At 57.4% G+C, this 20,680-nt stretch carries 16 protein-coding genes and 2 pseudogenes; 9 read left to right on the top strand and 9 right to left on the bottom strand.

Translation table 11 applies throughout. The features are described 5' to 3' along the window. Positions 1 to 1,411 precede the first annotated feature (1,411 nt). Together GV044_RS16170 and GV044_RS22655 are read left to right on the top strand one after the other, a co-directional pair. Positions 1,412 to 1,900 carry a hypothetical protein gene (locus tag GV044_RS16170; protein ID WP_159872769.1) on the top strand — a complete coding sequence of 163 codons (489 nt, stop codon included), beginning with the start codon at positions 1,412 to 1,414 and terminating at the stop codon, positions 1,898 to 1,900. A 33-nt stretch (positions 1,901 to 1,933) separates the two neighbouring features. Continuing rightward, positions 1,934 to 3,880, top strand: coding sequence for a M10 family metallopeptidase (locus GV044_RS22655; protein WP_305778439.1), 1,947 nt, complete (start codon positions 1,934 to 1,936; stop codon positions 3,878 to 3,880). Here the strand turns inward: GV044_RS22655 and GV044_RS16160 are convergent. The 6 genes from GV044_RS16160 to GV044_RS16135 all read right to left on the bottom strand — a co-directional run bounded on the left by GV044_RS16160 (position 3,867) and on the right by GV044_RS16135 (position 13,184). Continuing rightward, on the bottom strand, positions 3,867 to 5,570 hold the full coding sequence (locus tag GV044_RS16160; RefSeq protein WP_159872767.1) for a sulfotransferase: 1,704 nt from the start codon (positions 5,568 to 5,570) through the stop codon (positions 3,867 to 3,869). The genes GV044_RS22655 and GV044_RS16160 overlap by 14 nt on opposite strands. A 354-nt stretch (positions 5,571 to 5,924) precedes the next feature. Beyond that, on the bottom strand, positions 5,925 to 6,428 hold the full coding sequence (locus GV044_RS16155; RefSeq protein ID WP_201299138.1) for a transposase: 504 nt from the start codon (positions 6,426 to 6,428) through the stop codon (positions 5,925 to 5,927). A 115-nt stretch (positions 6,429 to 6,543) separates the two neighbouring features. Next, complete coding sequence (gene galU, locus GV044_RS16150; RefSeq protein ID WP_159872765.1) at positions 6,544 to 7,425, bottom strand: UTP--glucose-1-phosphate uridylyltransferase GalU; 882 nt, start codon at positions 7,423 to 7,425, stop codon at positions 6,544 to 6,546. A 2,093-nt stretch (positions 7,426 to 9,518) separates the two neighbouring features. Then, the gene (locus GV044_RS16145) at positions 9,519 to 10,778 is read right to left on the bottom strand and encodes a replication initiator protein A (protein WP_159872763.1); all 1,260 of its coding nucleotides are present in this window, start codon (positions 10,776 to 10,778) and stop codon (positions 9,519 to 9,521) included. 109 nt (positions 10,779 to 10,887) lie between these two features. Then, a complete protein-coding gene (locus tag GV044_RS16140; protein WP_159872761.1) occupies positions 10,888 to 11,931 on the bottom strand; it encodes a ParB/RepB/Spo0J family partition protein in 1,044 nt (347 codons plus the stop codon). A gap of 110 nt (positions 11,932 to 12,041) precedes the next feature. Next, positions 12,042 to 13,184, bottom strand: coding sequence for an AAA family ATPase (locus GV044_RS16135; protein WP_159872759.1), 1,143 nt, complete (start codon positions 13,182 to 13,184; stop codon positions 12,042 to 12,044). A gap of 544 nt (positions 13,185 to 13,728) precedes the next feature. Here GV044_RS16135 and GV044_RS16130 point away from each other — a divergent pair. From GV044_RS16130 to GV044_RS16110, 6 genes and pseudogenes are all read left to right on the top strand, one after another. After that, a complete protein-coding gene (locus GV044_RS16130; protein WP_159872757.1) occupies positions 13,729 to 14,016 on the top strand; it encodes a hypothetical protein in 288 nt (95 codons plus the stop codon). A gap of 212 nt (positions 14,017 to 14,228) precedes the next feature. Beyond that, positions 14,229 to 14,462, top strand: coding sequence for an IS66 family insertion sequence element accessory protein TnpB (tnpB, locus tag GV044_RS22840; RefSeq protein WP_159872755.1), 234 nt, complete (start codon positions 14,229 to 14,231; stop codon positions 14,460 to 14,462). After that, the gene (locus tag GV044_RS21920) at positions 14,393 to 14,668 is read left to right on the top strand and encodes a hypothetical protein (protein WP_201299140.1); all 276 of its coding nucleotides are present in this window, start codon (positions 14,393 to 14,395) and stop codon (positions 14,666 to 14,668) included. Before tnpB ends, GV044_RS21920 begins: the two co-directional genes overlap by 70 nt. Positions 14,669 to 15,223: 555 nt before the next feature. Beyond that, complete coding sequence (locus GV044_RS16120) at positions 15,224 to 15,523, top strand: hypothetical protein (protein ID WP_159872753.1); 300 nt, start codon at positions 15,224 to 15,226, stop codon at positions 15,521 to 15,523. 317 nt (positions 15,524 to 15,840) lie between these two features. Then, a pseudogene (locus tag GV044_RS16115) lies at positions 15,841 to 16,005 on the top strand (transposase); the annotation flags it as partial. A gap of 142 nt (positions 16,006 to 16,147) precedes the next feature. Then, positions 16,148 to 16,420: a hypothetical protein gene (locus GV044_RS16110; protein WP_159872751.1), complete on the top strand. Its 273-nt coding sequence runs from the start codon at positions 16,148 to 16,150 to the stop codon at positions 16,418 to 16,420. Between the two features lie 172 nt (positions 16,421 to 16,592). Here GV044_RS16110 and GV044_RS16105 read toward each other — a convergent pair whose 3' ends face one another. From GV044_RS16105 to GV044_RS16095, 3 genes are all read right to left on the bottom strand, one after another. Continuing rightward, entirely contained in the window at positions 16,593 to 17,882 is a 1,290-nt protein-coding gene (locus GV044_RS16105) for a hypothetical protein (protein WP_159872749.1), read from the bottom strand. Positions 17,883 to 17,903: 21 nt separating this feature from the next. Beyond that, positions 17,904 to 18,776, bottom strand: a complete 873-nt coding sequence (locus GV044_RS16100; protein WP_159872747.1) for a glycosyltransferase family 2 protein — start codon at positions 18,774 to 18,776, stop codon at positions 17,904 to 17,906. A gap of 87 nt (positions 18,777 to 18,863) precedes the next feature. Further along, the gene (locus GV044_RS16095) at positions 18,864 to 19,946 is read right to left on the bottom strand and encodes an acyltransferase (RefSeq protein ID WP_236555035.1); all 1,083 of its coding nucleotides are present in this window, start codon (positions 19,944 to 19,946) and stop codon (positions 18,864 to 18,866) included. A gap of 406 nt (positions 19,947 to 20,352) precedes the next feature. On the opposite strand from GV044_RS16095, the pseudogene GV044_RS16090 reads away from it, so the two are divergent. After that, positions 20,353 to 20,680: pseudogene (locus tag GV044_RS16090) on the top strand (transposase); the annotation flags it as partial.

The following is a 20,680-nucleotide window of genomic DNA, read 5'->3' as shown; positions in this document are numbered from 1 at the left end:
GGTGGAACACTCCGGGGATAAACCAGGTACAAAGTGCTTTCAAATCCAGCGGAAATGATTCAGAGAGGGCCATGCCGATCCGCTCTGAGAACCGGTGGTTCTACCCGATAGACTGGCCGCAGCTATCAAACGCGATCCGCTTCGGCCGCGCTCGATCGCGCTGCGAACGCTGCAAGCGCCCTCACATGCGCAAGGTCCTTCACCTCGGCGACGGCCGGTGGTGGGACGCTCTCGCCCATCGCTGGCGAAACGATCACGGCAGGGTCATCAAAGTTGGCGGGGCATTGCTTCAGGAGGTCCGCAGCACATATGTGGTTCTCGCCTGCGCTCACCTGAACCATAACCCAACCGACAATGATCCGGCGAACCTCGCAGCCCTATGTCAGCGTTGCCACATGCGACACGACGCGAAGGAACATCGTTGGCAGCGTTGGTGGAATGCTTTTCGACACCGCGGGGTGCGAGATCTGTTCTGTGATCCGCAAACCTTGCGTCTCGAATACCTTGAACGCTGCCAAGCATAGTCTATGATGGCGGAGAGTATCTTCTCCCACTCTCAGCCGAGATGATAATATTTGCTATGTAGAATCATATGCCGGTTCGCAGAATGGCATCTATCTTGCAGGAGCACATCCCTCTTTTCTGAGTGGTAGCTAGCTCTAAAAGCCTAGCGAAGCATGCTCCGGTAAGCATTGCGATCGGAACGTCGCTGGGTGCAACCATGCGATCGACCCGAGCCGGCCTGAAAGGCAGAGCTCCATTGCCGCAGTACTGGTCGCATTCCTTGTGGATCCAGCGTTGCTCTTGTACGCAGCAAAACAGCGGCGCGCTTAAGAGCAATCACCAAGTCGTTCATGGTTCGACAGGCCTCGTCATTCTCGTTGGTCACGCTCACGCATACAAGTATGTTCGCCACAACAGTTTGAAGCAGCTGAAGATACCCACTTTCTTAAAGGCACTTTCACGAGGGATCGCGGCCGCTAGCGGTGGAAGGGGCTTTCGCTTTAGGTGGAGCTTGGGTCTAGCTGAGCGGCTTTGGGCCGCGTCTGTTGCCATACCCTAGGTTGCGTCAAGGCCCGCTGACCCATAGTCCAAAAGCATGTACTACATATAAGCGCTGGCTGTATCCGCGAACCTCAGATTTGGAGCGCGGGTTGCTCCTACCTAAGCTCGCAACGCCGCTGCAGGTTCCCTTCGCACGCTCCCGCAAGAGCTCCACTGCATGTCTGTTCAGGGTCTGACTGTTCGCTCCGGCTTTCGCAAGCTGTTATGCGCGCTCCAATTGTCAGCCTCAGCCTCGGCTCACCTCCCTAAGGCTAGAGGAAAGCCATCTTAACTAAACTTTAACCATGTATTGACTTAGTCCAGCGGTTGATGGACGCTGAGCCGCAGCAGCTGATCCGAGAGTCGCGTGCATGAACAGACGATGCTGGTTAGCCGCCTTGTCATCTTGGCAACGGCAATCGTGACGTCGGTTTACGGAGTTGCGAGTACGCCTTCCGAAATCTGGAGTTCTGCGGATCGTGTCTTGATAAAGTGTGATGAAGAATCGTTCGGGAAGATTGCGCCGACAAAATTGTGCGATATCGTTTTTGAAGAGGCGCGGCGCTTGTCGCCTTACCCGGTCGAGCTTTTTCATAGCAACTCTGTAGCTGCACGCTCGCCTTCAAGCCTGCTCATTCATGCCGAACTGTTCGAGGTAAAAAGCCTGCCTTATTTTCAACTCAGTGTTGAGCGCGTGATCAGCATTGATGATTCGCAGGGAAGACGTACGGTTCCGCGAGTAGCGCTTGCCCGAGCAGCCTCGTCAGAGGACTTACGCCGAATTGTCGCTGCGACCTTAACCCGTGCTCTGCCTTCGCATCGAAACTCCAAACTGAGCCACACTACCGTACGTTAAAAAGTCTTTGGTCGTTTAAACAGAGGAATGCGCATGGAACCGATCAGAGGCAGTTATCTTGAGCACGGTTCGTCCTACCCGCTTGGGCTCTCTCTTGATCCCCTTGCAGGCGGGAAGTACGCGAACAAAGCGATCTGGACCGTCGAGCAGATTGCAGAAAATCTGAACCGCACGGGCTGGGATTGGTATACAAACAATTACGGTGAACTGGACGATGGCATCCTTAACTTCGGTTTCTGGCTGAACCAGGAGGAGCTATCCAACAGCTACTATGTCAGTGCGACTGGTACGGACGCCTTTTCGGAAGCAAACCCAGAAACTTTTAACCCCTTTACGACGGCGCAGAAAGTCGTAGCGAGCGAGGCAATTGGTCTTTGGGATGATCTAATCGGGATCTCATTTCGAGAGACCAAGTCCTTCAATGCCGACATCGCTTACGGCAACACCGATACGGGCGGCGCCCAAGCCTATGCTTATCTTCCATTTGGAAATATCTACGACAGCTACTATGAGGAATTTGACTTCGACGAGATCGGCCGGATCAGCGGCGACGTCTGGATCGACGGCTTCGTCTCGTCCAACTTCACTCCTCTGCAAGACAGCTACTACTCGGTTCTGACCATGATCCACGAGACCGGCCATGCGCTCGGGCTCAGCCACCCGGGCGACTATGATGCACTCGACGACGACGACGGCGACGGTGAGCCGGATCCAATCACATATCAGGCCGATGCCTTTTTCGCCCAAGACTCGCTCCAGTATAGTGTAATGAGCTACTTTGACTCGTACGAGACAGGAGCTCAGCACATTGACTGGTCGCTTATGAACTTCGCATACGCAGCGACCCCGCTTGTTCACGACATTGCGGCAATTCAAGAGATTTACGGTGCAGACACCACAACGCGGACAGGCGATACAGTTTACGGTTTCAATTCAAACGCGAACCGCGATGCGTATGACTTCGGCAAGAACCCGCGGCCGATTGTCACGATTTGGGATGCGGGCGGAAATGATACGCTGGATTTCTCCGGTTGGAACACGCCATCAACGATTGATCTAAATGAAGGTGCTTTCTCGTCTGGCGGCGGGATCGAGAAGTTCCTAACCCTCGAGCAGGTCAACGCCAATCGCGCTGTGCTCAACTTCGCGCCACGCACTGCGGAGGCGGCGGCCTTTTACGAGTCAATCAAGGCAGCCTATGGGATCACAAGTCCGCTTTTCAAAGACAATATTTCTATCGCATACGGAGTGGTAATAGAGAACGCCATCGGGGGCGGAGGCAACGACAGGATCATCGGTAATCAGACGAACAACGTGCTAACAGGCAATGCCGGCGCGGACACCTTCATCTTCAAAACGCTCGGTCACACTGGCGCTGATCGGATCACAGACTTCGGCCGGACGGATGCTCTAGTCACTCAAACGGCGATTGCGGATCGCAACGCCGACGGCCTAGTTACTTGGTCCAAGAACCACGCGCTTGAGCTAGACTCGACTGACAAGGATCAGGTCACTCTTGATGGTGCATCGTTTTCGAACGGTTTACGCTATTTGGGTAGTTCGGCCGGTGAATATTTCTACGCCGACGCGCGGGTTCGCCCTGTTGCTGGGAGTGGCCACACCGTTCGAGAAGGCAGCGTCAGCAATGACCTGCTGAATGGCAGCGGAAGCAGCTCAACGCGTACCGTGCTATTTTTCGACGTCGCCGGTGCCGCGGCGACTGGCAACGACACGATCTCCGGGTTTAGCAAGCGCGACATCCTTGTCACCACCGTCAAGCTCGCCGACGGCAATGGAGACAACCTGATCAACCTGGGCGCGGACGGCCTATTACAGCTCGGAGAGAATGAGGGCACAATCAACTTCAACGCCAATCTGAAGCTCGAATTTGATGGATTGGTGAGCAAGAGCGGGACCGACTACTTCGTCTACAGTCTTGCGGGATCGACCGCGGGCATCGGCGATCTCATCGTCGCTTAACAGAGCTGGAGGGCGCTGGGAGCAGTGGTCCAAGCGCCTCTTCCAATGGCGCGAGCCACGGCGCGAACAGGTGAGCCCGGCCGATCCCCTCGTTGTTGATCGGCCTACGCACCTGTTGCGCACTGGGAGTGCGCACCGGCCGTTCGGTATCAAAAAAGCGCAAGCAGCGAGGGTCAAACGGCAGGGCGCAGGCATCGAGTAGCCTACGTACCTCACCTTCGGGATCTTCGACGAGCCGCTCATATCGGACGCGGTGGACTTTCTGTGGAAGCACCTCGCCACACCAATCCATGAAAGCTACATAGTCACGGTAATAGCGGCCCAAGTCAGCGAGAGCATCGGCGTGACCCTGACCGTGAGCGTAATAGCGGCAGAAGTTTGAGACGCAGCAATCGAGAGGATCACGCCGCACTTCGATGATCCGGGCATGGGGAAGTATCAGGCGAATCAAGGCAAGGTGACGCCAATTCCCAGGCATCTTGTCGGTAAATCGAGGTCGATCGCTTCGCCGGTAGGGATGCACTCCGGCCATATACGTTTCGCCGAGTGCTTGGGCCCGCTCTGGACCAAGGGTTGCAAGGACTTGGGGCGGCAGAGGGTGCTCTCGCCGAGCGCCTAAGCCATGTGCAATCTGCTCTACCAAAGGCAGTTCCGCCAGTCCTTCTACGTCTGGATGGCTCGCAAGGATCTGCTCCACAAGGGTAGACCCTGAACGGTGCATGCCGACGATGAAGATAGGTGCGTCACTCGTCAAACCAAGCCTGTCGCGTTCCCCGAAGAAGGCAGTATCTACTGACTTGAAATAGCTACTTACCGAGCCCGAGAAGGCCCGAGCATCGTATGGGAAGCGATGGCGGCGCAAGGTGTGGCCACGCGAGTAGCACGCAAAAGATCTCGCGCCGTCACCTCTCCTCTCCCAGGCACGCCCTAGCGCGAAGTGTATTGGAGTAACGAAATCATCGTTCACTGCGGCGCGGTCGCCAATGGCGGTCATCTGGCTAATGTCCGCGTCAGTTAGGCTGGCAGGGTCAAGATCAGCCAGCGTCCACCATGCGGCCCCAAAGTCAGGCTTGAGGGCAATAGCTTTGCGCGCCGCCTCGCAGCCCTCCGCTTTTCTTCCGACCTGCGCCAAGAGCCGCGCTTGGCTGAGCCAGGGAACTGCTCGATCTGGCCCTAACGAGATGCATTGCGCGTTCGCCAGAGCCGCTTCCTCGTTCCGCCCGATTTGGCCAAGTAGCGCCGATTTGAGGTGCAAGAGCTCGGGCCCCCAGATGCAAGACGGCAGCGCAGCGTCAACTAGAGCAATCGCCTCCTGCCAACGGTTCTGGCGCTGCAACAGACGAGCAAGCTTCTTCCGACCTAGCAAGTAACTCGGAATACATGCTAACGCACGCAGCAGCAGCGCTTCCGCATCGATCGCTCGCCCCGCGAGCAACGCCACATCTGCTAGCATACCTAGCGCGACTGCATCGTTTGGAAACCTTGCTAAGTGACCAGATAGAATTTGCTCGGCTTTCGTCGGCTCACCGCTGCTCAGCGCTTCATTAGCGGCGGCAATGGCTGGAACCGCACGTAGACTTTCTACCAAGGTTCTTTCGAAACGTTCCGCTTGCTCAAGCTTGCATAGTTGGCGTGATGCGGCAGCCGAGACCTGCAACGCCTTCAAATTCTTAGTATCTACGGTCAGCATCGCGCGTGCTGCTTCAAGCGCAGCGCTCGGGTCCCAATTAGCCGATTCCGTCGGAATAGCCTTAAATCTCCACAACCATCTCCACCCTAGATCATTATAAGCACGAGTACGAGCTGCGTCGTCATATCTAACGACGTGCTGCCAACCTTTAATTAGGGAAGCCACCGGCCTTGCCTTCGCGAATGAAGCGGAGCGCCCTGCCGTTGATGTTTGCTGCCCGCCGCGGACCATAGCTGCCTGTCGACTCAAAGAACAAGTGGGCACCATGGCTCGACACTTATGAGACCTGTGCGCGGGTGATTGTAAATCGCTGGAAAGGATTCCTGGGGTGTGTGTAGCCGTTGTCGTCGCCTCTCAGGAAGCAGCGAGAATGTTCATCGTGCGCTTGAGGTTGTAGGCGATGGCGGTGAGGTGGACCTGGGCGGCAGCTTTGGGGAGGCCTCGCCATCGCATTAGGCGCAGGCCGTAGGGGCGCTTCCACGTTCCGAAGATCTTTTCGATCCGGCCGCGTACGCGATGGTTGGGTTGATTCCGCTCGTGAAGCTTACGCAGCGTTTCCTGCTCGTCGCGTCCCCACATTTCCGGTCGCGACGATCCGGGGGACGCCGCCTTTTGCCAGGACTGCATTGCAAAAGTGAGCACCGCGGTAGGCATTGTTGGCAAATACCTCCCGGGATTATCGGGCAAGGCTCCAGGGCCCGCCTTGCCGTCGTTGATGTTGGCCGAGGTTACCGAGACTTCCTCGTACCAGATCGATAGCAGCAGCGCCCTGAACATGGCCAAAGGCGGCCAGGCCGGCTCGGCTTTAGCTGCTGGGTAAAGCGGATCAAGAAGCGCCCCTACCGAACGCTGCGCCAACGCCTGCTCTCCTCTTGGGAAAACCCATTGAATCAGTGATCAACCTGCGTGTCTACAACCACCCGCGCACAGGTCTCATTAGCTGACACCGGCACCGGTATGAGCCCAGACCGACCTACCCCAGCAGCTTGATCGCGATCTTGCGCACGTCCGCGCCCATGTCGGGCCGGTCGAGAGCGATGGCGAGGGTCGCCTCGACGAAGCCGAGCTTTGAGCCGCAGTCGAACCGCCGGCCCTGGAAGGTCACCGCGTGGAAGGGCTGAGTGTCGATCAGCTTGGCCATCGAATCGGTCAGCTGGATTTCCCCGCCTGCGCCTTTGTCCTGCGTGGCGAGCAGACCCATGACTTCGGGCTGGAGAATGTAGCGGCCCGAGACGATCAGGTTGGAAGGCGCTTCGTCCACCTTGGGCTTCTCGACCAAGCCCTTGACCTCGGTCAGGGCACCGCGGCTTTCGCCGGGCGCGATCACGCCGTAGCTGGAGACCTCCTCGCGCGGCACTTCGAGCACCGAGATCAGGTTGCCGCCCACCTCGTTGTAGGCCTCGATCATCTGGGCCATGCAGCCGGGCGAGCCGTACATCAGCTCGTCGGGCAGGAAGATCGCAAAGGGATCGTCGCCGACAACGGCGCGGGCGCACCACACCGCATGGCCTAGGCCGAGCGGCACCTGCTGGCGCACGGTGGTGAGATTGCCCGGCTTCATCCGCGTCGATTCGAGCGGCTCCAAGGACTTGCCGCGCCCGGTTATGGTTGCCTCCAGCTCGAAGGCGGTGTCGAAGTGCTCGACGATTGCGGTCTTGCCGCGGCCGGTGACGAAGACGAACTCCTCGATACCCGCCTCCCGCGCTTCGTCCACCGCATACTGGATAAGCGGGCGATCGACGATCGGCAGCAGTTCCTTGGGAATGGCCTTGGTCGCGGGAAGAAATCGCGTGCCCAGACCAGCAACAGGAAAAACGGCTTTCTTGACGGGCTTGCGAAACTGGTTGTCGGACATCGTTAGGGTCTTTCCTTGCATCTAAGTGGAGCTCAAGCCTCAACGTGTACCGCGGCGACTGCCACACGATGGTTGCGATCGCATGAAGGAACATATCACTCCCGCGGACCGGGTTATGGGCTTCGATTCTTGTCGGTTGTCGTGTTAGCGCACGGCATCTCCGCTCCGGCCTGAAAGGTCGGAGATACCGGGCTCGTGCGGACCTGTTTCTAAGTTGGCCGGTCTACGACTCAAAAACGCAGGCGACAATGCACTAACAATCATCACGGAGGACTCAGTCGGGGCCGGACACACGCCATTACATCCAATTACAGCTGCGCGCGTGCGCACCAAAGCCAATGCGCCGTTTTGCGGTCGATCGACTTGTGCAAGTGCGGCGCAATCCGGAGGCCCGAGCTAAGGTTTTGCAGCTGCCGTGGTCTGCAATCATGCGCCTACCTGTCGACCGCCGCTTCGGTGCAATTCCGCCAGTTTCTATCGGCGCGGTGTTGGCCCTAGCCGGTGCATCCTTTGACGCCATAGAGCAGCATCACAGCTACGATCAGGAACACGATAAAAGGCTGTTCGCGTGGGCGGGATGTCATTAGGACAGGGCTGCGTCGACCATGGCCTTCCAGCGTGCAGCTGTATCGACAGAGCAAGGCAATGCGTCGGCTGCGGCGAGCATTGCACCGCTTGGCTCTCGGACGGACAGCAACACCGCGCGCGCCTTTGGCAGATAGTCCTGCCATAGGGTTATCCCGTTCATCTCCGCATTGTGAGGGTGCCCATCAAGCTTGCAGAGCGCGCGCGCAGCGCTTTCGAGTGGCGGGGTCATGCGATCTCCTAATCTATCGCAGCGGAGCTAGTTACTCCGCCCTCGATGTTCTTTCCCGCATCCTTCGTACCCTACGCCGGTCAAGCACTGCTTGTACCTCGATGAGGCCGATCACAGCGGCAGCGATCGCAAGGAACGGACGCCAGTAGTCACCTTCCAGAGGGATAGCAGCGATCGTGATGATCGCAATGATAAGTAGGCGTCGCACGCTAAACCTCGTTGTGGTTGCTACTGAAGAATAACAGCGGATGGCTCCCGGTGCCAACCTGCCATACGGAGCTTGGAGCGGTGTCCCCTTATGAAACCAACCCGTCCGGTTCTAGCATCGATGCTGACACCGCTAATGCTGCCAATTTAGCGCCGAGCCGCCGCGCACAGCGTGAGACAGATCACCGCCGCGGGGCGATGCGCATCAAGCCGCAGTTGACATGCCTTTTTCGGTCCCTCTGATTGGCACCGCATGGCAGGCCCATGCGCGAGAATGTGGCCCTCTGGTTTTGTCCTATCGGCTTGACCAGTGCTTCACGGGACCGCTGAGCAAAGACTGCAGGACGATGCCGTTGGCCTGGCCTGTACCATCCATTTTGCATGCTGCGATGCCGGCGAGGCAGATGCGGACCTCCCGCGCACCAAACTGGCCCGTTATTACCGTAGACCGCTGCCGGTCTGCAGGTGATCGTAACGCTTGCAGGTATCACGACTGAGGCGGTTGCAAAGGATGTAGGGGAGCAAGACCGGCTACTAGCGTGTCCAGCGTCTCGTCGAGAAGCGGAAGAAGGCCACCCGGCTGTGCTGCCGAGTGGCCGAGGTTGGCTGCGAACATGCGTTTTCTTCTTGCGCCTGCTCAAAGGGCATCCAGCACAAAGCCAGCATGCGCAGGCGCAGTTCAGATCACCTTCTTCAAAATCCGGCGAACTAGAATACTTTCGTGCGGTTAGATTGTTTTACGGATTCTGTTACAAGGTTACTGAGCCGGCGAGCAGCAAAAACCCAGATCTATTCCGTGATTTAGATGTTCGACCTGTTCCTGATAGATCGGCCTACCGTTCCTGAAATGCCGACGGACATGTTCCTGATGGATCGTCCGTGCGTTCCCGTTAGACCGATCATCGCGGGTTGGCGGTTCCTAAAGTGTCGAAACTTGGAGTCGACCATTAGGAGTTGAGCCATTTTTTGCCCTTCGTCTCCAAACCACGTTCAATCTTCCACATGATGGGTGGAGCTCATGTTTGCCTTGTAGCAAACGTTGCACAGCGACGACATTTCGGGAACGCCGCTAGCTGCGAAGTAGATGGCCATTGTTACTGTGATGCCGCTTTACCCACCCGATGAACGCACGCTGCCAGTCTGCCGGCGAGCGATCGGGGTTGCTGACGACCCAGCGTTCGAAGTCGGCGTGGAGGGCATGGAGATCCCACCCGGGACACTCACGCCGTAGCAAGTCGATCGTTTCGTCAGTCATAAAGCCGCGCGTCGCAGCCTCTGAAAGGCCAGCGATCGTTGATCGAATGAGTTTACGCGCATCGACAACTGCAGGGTGTTTCCCTGGGGAAACACCGTCAGCCTGCTTGGCGCCGGACTGCGGAATGTACGCGTCGTTTGAGCTGGTGGTTCTCTCTCTTCTCTGGGGACCAAAACCTTCCAGTAAGTTCTGTTCGTCGCTTTGGGGGGCGTTTGGCAGCCCGATCTCGGCCCCGCCTTTACCGTCCATCCTTCGCATGCGGATCATTGGCTCGCCGTCTTTGGCCTTTTCAACTTCCAAACTATAGCCAGGTAGATCGTCCTTGGCGGCTAACTTGAGCATTTCGAACTTGAAACGCCGGTATTCGCCTTCCGCTCCGGATTTCTCAAATAGGACGGGCATCGAGATAGCGAAGCCTCCCTGCCCCGCCCCGCCTGCGTGCTTCCTGGCGACACGATACAGCCAACGCTCGCGTCCACCAGTGATGTTGAAATAGGCGCGATCGATCGAGAGCACACCGCCCTTCATCATCACGCCCTCCCAGAACCAACTCGAAAGCTCGATCGTCATACCTCGTGAACGTTCGGTCTTTTCGTCGACCAACTGCGTCCAGCCATCGAGCCATGAGAACGTCGCCTCACGCCGATTTTCGGCGCGCAAGTTGGTCTTGATCGTGGTGGCGACGAGGCGGTCCAGTGCCTGCCCAAGCAGCTCGTAAGCACGTCCCGTAGTTGGCCGTCCGATTGCTCGAAGCAGGTCGTATGGCATCAGGTTCAGCTTGCGGGGAATGTCGTTGACCCCTCGCCGCGCCATATCGGCAAGCTGGCTGGCGCAGTAGATTAGAATGTCCGCGTCCCATATTGTCGCCATGCCGTATTCTGGGCTCGCGGAGACGTGTACGTGCACCTTGCCGTCAGGGCTGGTGTAGTCAATTGGCTTGACCCGTCGCGACTTGGCGAGGCTGAAGAATGGCCGCTCCATCATCTCGCGCTGATCGCGTAAGGGCAGTTCAGCAATATAGGGCAGAAGCAGGTCAACCTGCTCACTTGTCGAAGCTTTGCGGCCCTGCGTCATGCGTTGTGTTTCCCCGGGGAAACACATGCGTTGTGTTTCCCCGGGGAAACATGCTGGTGGGCACAGCAATCGCTGATGTCGCAGTTCGTTTCAGATTTAACCCAGCAAGTCACGGCTGCAATCCTTGGCCTTCCTCATCGAGTTGCAACAGCAGGTTGCGCACACAATTTAGGACTTCGTCCAATTGTGCGCCTGAACCTGCGTGCAGGCGCACAGTTAGGCCTTGGCGATTGCTGGATCGCAGCGTGACAACGGCACGTCCGGTACGCTGAAGCACTACGGTCACAGGCTGTGATTTTGACGCATCCGCCGTGGGCGCAGCGAGCAGCGCCTTGAGCACATCGGCCGAGGGCAGGGCGGGGCGAGCCTCGGCTCTGCGTACTGTCTGTTCCCTCGCAAGCCGCGCTGCCTCCTTGCGGATTGCGACGGCATGGTCCTTGTCGTCGAGGGCTTGGGCCAACGCATAAGCGGGCTTAAGCTGCACGTCGTGAAGGGACGCAAATGCGGCGAGTACGACATCGGGGATTGCCGCAACCTTTAGCATCTTCGACAGCCAGCCCTTGGATAGCTTGAGGCGTTCCGCCATGCGAGTGAGATGATTACCGTAGTGCGCCTTCAAAGCCTCGGCATAGTTGCGCGCTCGCTCGAGGTCAGACACGTCGAGCCTGGCACGGTTCTCCAGATCGGCAAGGCGAAAAGCGGCCTCGTCATCAAGCTGCGCAACTTGCGCAACGAACTGCATGTCAGGGTATGAATGCGCGCGTAGCCACGATATCGACCAGTGCCGACGTGTGCCCGCGATGACCTCGTAGTCATGCTGTGGGTCGCCTTCAATCCGCCGCACTACCGCAGGAACTTTCTGCCCTCCTTCAGCAACGATTGAATCGATGAGTTCGCGACAGGAAGCTTCGGAGAGATTAGCGTAATTGCGCGCATTGCCTGTCCAGACACGGACTCTCGAGGGATCGAGCATTAGCTGCGTGACTTGCCGAACTTCACCACTAGCGACGCGAGCGAGGGCGCTCGCGCGATCAAGAAGCGTGGTGCCGCGCGTGCGTTCGGCTCGCACTTCGGGTTCGGCTGACGACGGTGAGAGCGCTTCTTCATCGTCGGAGAGCAGAGCGGCGAGATAATCGTGTTGTTTACCGGCCATTGCTTACCTCGGGAACAAAACGATACCAAACAATGAGCATAGAGGGTGTACAGTGGATCCAAATGGATGCGCCCCTGCTGGCGCGGGCGCCTCCGTCGGGCGAGTTCCAATTAGCCATTGACTAAAAGCTCCTCATCCATCTCCTGGCTGCGTCCCCAGCCTGTGCGGACCAGTTGCTCTATCTGCCCCAACGCTTCGTCCAGATTGGCGCGACAGCGCTTGTGCGTGCGTGGCGTTCCAATCGGCTTTTCAAGCTCGTAGACTGTCATCATTCGCATTGCCGCATGGCTGATCTCGGCACTGTCGAGGATAGGAACCGGGAGCAGGGCTGGGCCGAAGGTCTGTTCCATGATCGAGCGGACCATGTCGTGGCTCGGATCGTTGCCGTCGAATTTCGAGCAGAGCAGGCGCACGAACGAGTAGTCTACCGAGATTCCGGCGCCGGTGAGTTGTTCGAGTACCTGGTCCATCATCGAAAGGAACTGCACCGTCGAGCAAAAGTCAGGCGTCGTTGCGGCCAGCGGTACGAGCAGAGCGTTTGCGGCCTGCATGACTGCTAGGCTGATCGTGCCGAGGGCAGGCGGCGGATCGAGGATGACAATATCGTAGTCGCTAGCAAGGTCCATCAGACCTTGTTTGAGCTTGCGAAAGCGCGCTGCAAGGACAGACTGTCCGTCCGAGCCGGCGGCGGCGAGTTCGTATTCAACATCGAACAATTCAAGGTTCGACGGTATGAGATCGACGTTCGGCCACGGCGTGCGCTTGACTGCATAGTGGAGGTTCGTTTGGGTTGGATCAATAGAAAGGTACGGGTAGAGCGTCTCCCGACGCGTGACGTTGAAATGAGGATTGAAGCCAAAGAGCGTGGTCGTCGTTGCCTGGCTGTCGCAATCGACAACCAGCACGCGGTATCCCTGCACCCCGAAGTAATGAGCCAAGTGGGTCGTCACGGTGGATTTGCCGACGCCGCCTTTGAAATTTTGAACCGCGATAATCGCTGGCACATCGATAGAAGCGCGAGCAGGGGAGGCGCGCAGCACCTTGCGCATGTGGAGCAATTCCATAACCGAATAGCCGAGCCGGCGCCCGTTCTCTCCCGCCGGAGGAGGGGGAAGGCGCCCATCATCCTCGGCCATGCGAATCCGGTTTGTGGAGCAGCCAAGGAGCTGAGCCGCCTCAGCGATGCCGAATCTTACGGTCAGTCCCTTGCGGCTGTCCGGCAGAAAGGCCTTTCGGCGCAAACGCTCGATCATCTTCTCGCCGGCTGAAGCGAGATCTCCAATCTGAGAGACAACTGCATTCGATCCTGCCACTCAAAACCCCACTGAATTAAGCCATGGCCGATGTTAGCGCAAAATCGTTCATTGTGTAAGCCAAAGCTAGTATCCGCGCAATCTCGTGAGTTTTCTCGCTAGGGAATCCTTCGTTAAGGCTGCTCGGTAACGCCCGAGGAAGCGCGTTGATGTGGAGTGAGCTACAGCTGAGTCGTCGCTACTAGACGCCTGGCGAGCTCAGGCATGGTGATGTCTTAAATCACATCTCAGCGTTAATGGGAATCTTCACGGTTCAGACATCGAACCTCCCACTGCAGCATCGAATGAAGCACCGCGCAGAATGCAGGACAACCAGGCAGACCTTCAGCCACTTGCTACCGTAGCTCTGTCCGTTTGCAGGCGCTTTTCTGCGCGCTAACTGGGCTCTGTGACAAGCACTGCGCCAGTAATACCTGGTTTACTATGCGCTTCCATTCTCTCGAAAGCTGCGCACGCCACAAGATCGATCCACAGGAGAGTTCTTATGCCGCAAGCCTTTAAGCTGAAGGTCTCCGACTTCGACGAGGAGGAGGAGTATAACGCCGGGCTCGCGCAACTGGAGCAAGCCCAGGAGCGCCTATCCGCATCAGGCTCCAGCGCTACTCACGCGCGGCATCTGCAGAACATGCTCGTTAACAACTACCATCAGGTTTCTTCAGACAAAAAGCTGCCGATCCGTCAGCGCCTAGCCATCATCGTCGGCGCGACCTCGGCATTGTGGGCAATGATAGGTGTTGGCATCTACGCTGTGGTCTTGGCCGGCCCCCACTGAGTGGTCCGTGATGATTGTTAGTGCATTGTCGTCTGCGTTGCCATTGGCGCCTGGAGGTGGAGCGAAGCGGAACCGGAAGGCGGCGATGGCCGAGAAGCCGTTCTGGGGCCGGCGGTACCGGCAGCTGCGTTCCTATACGCTCTTAGGCGCTGCTACTCGGCAGCTACACTGTAGAGCAGCGTCGAGTTAGTCTTCCATCTCTGCGCCGAGGCATGCGTTCACTGGCCCTCAAGGTCCAGCAGTGCCTCAAGAAGGACGATCATGCCGGCGATCTGTATGTCTTTCGTGGGCGGAGCGGATCGCTTTGCAAGATCCTGTGGCATGACGGCATCGGCATGTCCCTGTACGCCAAACGCCTCGAGAAAGGTCGGTTCGTATGGCCGGCGGCAAAGGACGGCAGAAACCGATCGCGACGCCAATGCAGCGTTCCGACGAGCGTTGGCTGACGAAGGCTTCGAGGCGTTCCTCGACCGAGGCTAAACGCAAGCGCGCTCGCCGCTACACGTCAACCACGGCCGCTATCGGATGCGTACGTTGTTTGCCGAAGGAATTGAGAACTTTGGGCAATTACCGAACCATCACCGATGCCGCTATGGCAACGGCCGCGCACGACCTTGCCGAGCTGGGCGAACTGGGAGCTCTGCGCAAGTAAGGCACCCTCAACCACACGCGGTACTATTTGGCTCTCGAAGACTGACGCCGTTTGGGAGCTTTCCCCGTCTACTAGCCGGCTGTCACGCCTGCCGAGGTCCAACAGGGTGCCGATCTGCATGATAGGCCCTGCGACGAGAACTCATGCATTTAACACGCTGAACTCTTTTTCCGACCCGCCTGAGCAAGGATCCGCGGACGGCAAGAAGGGGTAGGCGCTGTCCCACAGCCCGCCCCCGATCAAAGATGCAGCAAGTCGTAGGTTTTCGCACTGGAGTGAGCTGCCATAGGTTGGATGCTCCTGCGACCCTTGGCCCAATCAGACCTGTGATATAGGTCGGGCACATTCGGTCTACGGTTTCCGGATAACTCTCCCGCCGTTTCGCTGCAAGCGGTCGCTGCTCTTGTCGGCTAAGTTGGCCGCATCTCTTCAACCAAGACCAGCGGATCACACGTAGGCAAGCTAATCGTTGAACCGAGTCATACATGTAGCTTGCCGAGACGGCGACGGTATGTTCAACATCCTTTGTAGCAGTCCGGGCGACGAGGTTGATCTATGTTCATCATTAAAGACTACAGGAAGCTCATCAAGATCGGCTTCCTATCCGTAGCCGGGACGATCGCGGTAAATTCAGCATTAGCCGATGCGCAACTCTCCACTCTTTCGACGTTCGTACGACCCGAAAAGACCTCGGTACGTTTTGGTAGGGACCCGTTGTTTAAATCGAGGCATCAAAAACAAGAGCTTCCTAAGCGCACCGCGCAAGCGCAAGCACGCAAAAGTCAATCGAAGCCTCACAAGGTCAGAGCACCCGCCGACCCGATCGGTGCCATCATCACGGGAACTCGCCACTAACACGAAGCGACGCGTGAGAGGCCAGGCTAGCCGAGCGCGATGCTATGAGTGTCCGACGACGAAAGTCATAGCGCGCGAACGGCAACTCGTAACAGAGATGCTGCATTGCAGACTAGCCTCAAACGCCTATCATCAGCGCGTGCTTCTCGCTGTCCTCTCGGAAGTTGCACTCCGCTGCGCGGCAGCACCCGCCAGCCTGCGGTTGTTTCGCTCCCTTTCCCTTATGGGTGAAAAGTCTCGCATGTACGAGTGTGCACTGATGGTCCTGCCAGGTAACTGATCTGCCCCCTTCTGAGTGGTCCGAAATCTCTGTTATTTTGGATCATGCGGAGTTTAGAAAAGGGCAGAGGCACAAGCCGGAAGAGATTATCGGGAAGCTACGTGAAGCTGAGATCGTTTTGGCGCAAGGCGGGACGACGGTGGATGCGTGTCGGCGGATCGCGGTTATCGAGCAAAGCTATTATCACTGGCGCAAGGAGTATGAATGAAACGCACTGTCTAGCGTTCGGACGCAAGCACCGAGAACTTGTAGCAGTCCTGGAGGATGAGGTTGGCACGCTGCTGAGCGGAGCGAATTCATTGGTGACTGCCATGCCGGAGCGGCCTGGATGGCCTAGAGCAGCTGTGGCGCTGAATTACATCTTTGTAGAGCGAGCTGTTCGGGGCCAGGGTCTGCTGCGGCAAATTAGGGTAACCGTGCGCCGCCTCGCGATGTTGGCGGTCGAACTGCCGCCCAATGCAGTAGGTCCGACGATCTTCATCGAGCAGAATGACCCGCTTCGCCTGACCGAAGCCGAGTTTATGCTCGATACTCGCCATTCCGGCACTGATCAGATCGACCGCCCGGCGATATGGGACCGCTTGGGCGCGCGCGTCGTCGATTTTACTCACGTGTAGCCGCATCTCTTCGAAGCCATTTTGGCGGGTAGGATGATCGAAGCCTTGGGCTGCCAGCCATCGGCGATGCTTCCTAGTCCAGGGACTGCGGGCACTGTTTATGTGGTTCTCAGCGCGACTACGATGAGCGCACCAAGGTCTATTTCGAACTCATCTGTCGGCGTGGAACCACTCACAGCCGTTTAGGCAGCACCCTGTGTACATCATCGCTATCACCGGGCGAGACACGTATGAAGCCAACAAGAAACCAAAGCAGCGATGCCGTCTTCATCGAAAAAGATGCAGTTCCGCCGACCATAAGCCAGAGGTAGATATATGTGTTCATCGACCAAGCAGTACGACGTTTCGCAGCGCTGTCTTGCGGGACAACAAAGGTCAGGTACGTCCAGTAGGCGAACGCCCCAAAGATCGTGTTTGCCGCAATGGTATAACCGTAGCCCGTGTCGAATGCTCTGGTTAGCAAGCGAGGGTTACCAGCGAGGAGGTCTTGCGGAGTTAACCGCGACAGGAACTTGTACGTGACGCCCAGACGGCCAATCAGGTCATCGCCGATACGCACGGGGTGAAACTGGAAGACTAGCAGCATGGCAGCCAGAAGGACCACTGGGATTGCAAGGTTAAGATACCGGGGGAGTCGAGGGAAGACGAAGTATCCAATTATAATAACGGGTAAAATTAAGGATGCCATCCTCGCATTATTAGATAATATTATGAGAACAATCGTGGAGGCTAATAGAATTTTCTCCATGATAGAAAGACGAGACCACAAAGAGGAGGAATAGATCATTAATGTGATTGCAAAGCAGTTTATGCCGACCTGCTCTAGCATGATTGACGATGTTCGCGGCCCGGTAAAAATGCCAAAAGAAAAACGGCTACTATACGCGATAGTTCCGATGCTGAGCCCAACATCTTCGTAGAACTCCTGAACCGCGTAGCCGCGGGTTGCGGCAAGATAGTCCGCTGGGCGAAAGGTAGCCGCATAGGACTCCAGCGCAGAAATCTCCCAGATTAATACGAGCAGCATCACTGCAGAGCAGACCGTGAAAACAGTGCGTACCGTTCGTTCGTTCACGCGGCCGCCGAGCAGTGTAAAGCCGGCAATGATGAGTACGTTTCGTAATCCATCTATTGCTAATCTCGTCTGTGCCAGCGACATCACCAGCGTCAGCGTGGCAGAGAAATAGATGTAGCCCAACGGCAGGGCGTCGCTGCGCCGCGCCCCTCCCATTGCCGATGCCCCGAGTGCTGTTAGAAGAATCAGGATCTCGCAGGCAATTACGACTGTTACGTTCATCGCCACACCGTGCGCTGCTAGTATAGCAAGCAGCGCATTGTACATGACACCGGCGACAACGGTGACGATCGCCAGGCGCTGCACAGCCGCTCCTGCGGCAGCCTGTCGAGGAGAGGCGGGCCATGCCCCGCCTCGGCCGATGCCACAGGGAATTGTTGTGGCCATAACCAGTGCTCCCATTGTGATTCAGCGTACGGTGCTGCCGCCCAGCCCCAGGCGGATGTATTCCCCAACATCCGCCACACCCAGTGCGACAAGAATCGCTTCTGCCTTCAACCGTTCGCTTAGTGGAGCATCGCGTGCGACGAGGATCTTCTTGCCGCGCCGACCAGTTTCCACAAGATTGCGTGCTACAGCCCGGGGCAGGCGCATCGGACCCGTTGTGCGGTCCCAATGACCGCCGGTTAGGCGTCGCCTCTTGGCAAGCAGCGCATCGAAGCTAGCCCGCGTCGGGTGGTGGACGATCATGTCGGGTTCGTAGACCAGCTTTAGTCCGGAATTGCGTAGGCGGATACCCATATGGTGGTCACCGCCTGATTTAACGGTTTCGTCGAACCCGCCAGCCTCAACGATAGCGCTGCGCGGGCTCAGCCAGTTGGCAGTTGCGCAGGTCCCTTCACTTGCTTGGTGCTGCGGAAAGGCGACCAGTGCCTCATAGCTGCGTGCCCAGCTACTACCGTCTGCATCGTCATCAAAGAGCACGATGCGTCCCGCTACCACACCTAGGCGGCTCTCACGCTCAGCCCGTGCCATAGCAGTCGATAGCCACCGAGAGTCCGGAACGCAGTCAGAATCGGTAAAGGCGAGAAATTGACTGTGAGTCTCGGCAATAGCCAAGTTGCGGGCGGCGTATGACCCTGGCTTGGGCTGCTCAAGCACGCGCACTCCCGTCTCACGAGCTCGAACTGCCGTATCGTCCGTAGATCCGTTGTCCACAACCACTACCTCGTAGAGATGCTGAGGATATTCTTGGTCTTGCAACGCCCTTATGCAGCGTAGCAGCTGTGCTGCGTTGTTCCATACCGGCACAATTACGCTTACCCGCTTGTGGTCGATCAAGATCCGACACCCCTGTGAATGGAATGGCAAAGCCTGTAGCAGAGACTGAGCTGTTTGCGAACGACTACCGTTTCCTTGCTCAGCGGCTTAGAGCGTTGACGTTGACCCTACTGGCCCGTTCCCGATTGCGAAAGAACGATCCAGTAGGCGAGCTAGTCGAGGCCGAAGAACCTTCTGCATGGGCATCTCGTAGAGGTAATATGCCGTAGCAGCCGCGCCAATCGTCACTGTCAGACCTAACATTCCGACCGCGATCTGCGGGATCAGGAACCCTGCTAGCATCTGGTGAACCGCATACATGATGGGCCAGTGAAGGAGGTAGATCCCAAAGCTCCATGCCCCGAGTTGTTGCGCGACCCGATTGGCGAAGAGCGCTCGTGCGAAGCGGGTGTCCACCGTGTACGCCAGCAGCACGCTGCCTACCGCAAGTGCAAGCGGTAAACTCGCATAGGCAACGTCATCCTTGGACCGGCCCACTCCCTTTAACAAGCTATGAATTGGGAGGATCCCCCCGATTATCAACAAACAGGCGATTAGACCGCCAATCTGCACCACCAACGCTGCGCTCGGAGAGATCCGTGTTACAACGACGCGACGGAGCGCCGCAAAAGCTACTCCCGTGAGGAAGATCTGCAACTGCCCGAGGGCCGAAATCCCAGGAAACACGGGTCGAAGGACAAATAGGACCGATACTAGAAAGGCAGCAACCGGCAGCCAGGCCACCAAGCGACCGCGCTGCCCCAGTCCCCACAGAAGCAGAAAGACAAAGTAGAACTGAACTTCGGGAGGGATTGACCAGAAAACGTAGTCATGTCCTGACAGCAACATGAGATAAAGTATTCGCTTATCCGAAATATAAAACGCGAAGTCCTCGCCGATCAAATGTGACAGTATAAAGCAACCTACCACCACTAAATAGTAAAGAGGCAGGACCCTTGCAGCGCGAGCGGCAAGGTAGTGACTACAGGATGCCTTGTCGAACGGCTTAGCAAGGTACAAATGACCCATTAGAAAGCCGCTTAGAATGAAGAACAGCATCACGCCCAATGGGCCGCTAAGCGGGGCTGGCGCCGATGCAAGGCCGATTTTAGGTAGATGTGCGAGCACAACTAGCAGTGCCGCCAAGCCTCTAATCCCGTCCAATGCGGGAAGATGATCGCTCCTGCCCATGACGTTCGATGCCACGAGCGCATCTTCTGCTTTTCGCATATATCCGCCCCTCGCTGGCCACGGAAATCGGATAGCCAAAAAACCTTGCAAGAATTATGTCTTGAGCCCTCTTCTGGCGTTTCGACAATAACCAGTCGCTAACCGCCATGCATGGCAGAGTGGGCCATACCATATATCCGTCGTGCTCTCACCAGGCGGCCACTTGGATTGTGCGCCGCAAGCTGCCGATGTGCTACCAATTTGTTGCCATTATAGGGCTGAAGACCACGAATCTGCTTGATGGGTCAATTGGCATCAAGCCAACTGGACGCCTCAAAAGACCGCTGGCGCCTAGCGGCTTGGGCTGATTCACTGCGTCGGCGCGACAGCGGAGGCGCTGATGGCATGACAGCGTGGTTTCCATCCCTTGAACCGGCACGACGCGCTGAGCGCTGCAGGAGATTCGCTGGAGTTATTGGCAGGGTTGGTCGACTTCGAGTTTTTCCGCGGACCGTTGGTCGCCGCGCTGCGTCGTAGCCCTCGCGGCAAAGGGACGCTCGCCGTTCGACCCAGTGCTGGTGTTTAAATCCTGGTGCTCCAGGCGCTCTACTCGCTGTCAGACGATGCGACCGGGTTCCGGATCAAGGACCGGCTCTCGTTGCAGCGTTTCCTGGGTCTTGGCCTGGACGACGGTGCCGGATGCAACCAAGGTGTGGCTTTTCCGGGAGCGTTTGGTGACTGCCAAGGCGATCGAC

The sequence above is a fragment of the Novosphingobium sp. 9U genome (assembly GCF_902506425.1).
Lineage (GTDB): Bacteria > Pseudomonadota > Alphaproteobacteria > Sphingomonadales > Sphingomonadaceae > Novosphingobium.
The sequence above is the reverse complement of the archived record's forward strand: the minus strand, read 5'-3'. Positions and strand labels throughout refer to the sequence as shown.

Bases quoted from the DNA above. Each gene is read 5' to 3' on its own strand.
- GV044_RS22655 (WP_305778439.1), top strand. From the start codon at position 1,934: ATGGAACCGATCAGAGGCAGTTATCTTGAGCACGGTTCGTCCTACCCG.
- GV044_RS16160 (WP_159872767.1), bottom strand. From the start codon at position 5,570: ATGCTGACCGTAGATACTAAGAATTTGAAGGCGTTGCAGGTCTCGGCT.
- galU (WP_159872765.1), bottom strand. From the start codon at position 7,425: ATGTCCGACAACCAGTTTCGCAAGCCCGTCAAGAAAGCCGTTTTTCCT.
- GV044_RS16145 (WP_159872763.1), bottom strand. From the start codon at position 10,778: ATGACGCAGGGCCGCAAAGCTTCGACAAGTGAGCAGGTTGACCTGCTT.
- GV044_RS16140 (WP_159872761.1), bottom strand. From the start codon at position 11,931: ATGGCCGGTAAACAACACGATTATCTCGCCGCTCTGCTCTCCGACGAT.
- GV044_RS16135 (WP_159872759.1), bottom strand. From the start codon at position 13,184: ATGATCGAGCGTTTGCGCCGAAAGGCCTTTCTGCCGGACAGCCGCAAG.
- GV044_RS16130 (WP_159872757.1), top strand. From the start codon at position 13,729: ATGCCGCAAGCCTTTAAGCTGAAGGTCTCCGACTTCGACGAGGAGGAG.
- tnpB (WP_159872755.1), top strand. From the start codon at position 14,229: ATGCGTTCACTGGCCCTCAAGGTCCAGCAGTGCCTCAAGAAGGACGAT.
- GV044_RS21920 (WP_201299140.1), top strand. From the start codon at position 14,393: ATGGCCGGCGGCAAAGGACGGCAGAAACCGATCGCGACGCCAATGCAG.
- GV044_RS16120 (WP_159872753.1), top strand. From the start codon at position 15,224: ATGTTCATCATTAAAGACTACAGGAAGCTCATCAAGATCGGCTTCCTA.
- GV044_RS16105 (WP_159872749.1), bottom strand. From the start codon at position 17,882: ATGGCCACAACAATTCCCTGTGGCATCGGCCGAGGCGGGGCATGGCCC.
- GV044_RS16095 (WP_236555035.1), bottom strand. From the start codon at position 19,946: ATGGGCAGGAGCGATCATCTTCCCGCATTGGACGGGATTAGAGGCTTG.